The organism is Candidatus Nanopusillus massiliensis (assembly GCF_920984865.1).
This window is the reverse complement of sequence record NZ_OV100765.1, coordinates 589,211-589,906: the sequence shown is the minus strand read 5'-3', so window position 1 is coordinate 589,906 and position 696 is coordinate 589,211. Positions and strand designations below refer to the sequence as shown.

The following is a 696-nucleotide window of genomic DNA, read 5'->3' as shown; positions in this document are numbered from 1 at the left end:
CCTGACGGATCTACTCGACTGGGTCTTGAGCCCAGCCCCTTTGTCCGCTCGGGCACCGCCGCTTAATAATTATATTTAGAAATTTTAATAATTTAAATAATATGGATAAGGGGGTATTTATTATATTAGATGAATTAGGTGATAATTTAATTAAAGAATTAAGATATNNAACACCATTGGAAGATGCTAAAAAACAAAATATTGATAAGTTGGTAAGATATTCTGAATGNGGATTATTATATACAAAAGAAAGAGGGCATGTTCCAAAATGTATTGAATCAAATCTATCATTACTAGGTTATGATTTTAAATATAATGAATTAATATTTAAAGCATTAATATATAAAGAATTAAAAGAAAATCAGTTTTTAATTGAAATAGAATCAAAAGAAGATCCAAAAATAAAAGAAGAATATGATATAATAAAATATAAAGATAATGATTATATATTAATTTTTGATAATTATGATAAGGAAATAATTGAAAAATTAAAGAAATATAAGATAAAAAATAAAACAATATATAAAGATTTAAATAAAAAGAATTTTTTTGAAAATAAATATAAAATAAAGGCATTATATTTATCTTCAAGTCCTATTTATTTATCAATTGCAAAATATTTGAAAATTGATTATTAAAAACCNNNAGGAACTACTGGAAAGATTGATGAAAATTTATTTTCATTTTCAGAATATG

1 tRNA gene (running past one end of the window) is annotated in these 696 nt (G+C 22.2%); it reads right to left on the bottom strand.

Annotated elements, in window-relative coordinates:
* Positions 1-62 (bottom strand) — tRNA-Leu (locus LUA84_RS03785); it reaches 21 nt to the left of the window's first position.
* Positions 63-696: the final 634 nt, after the last annotated feature.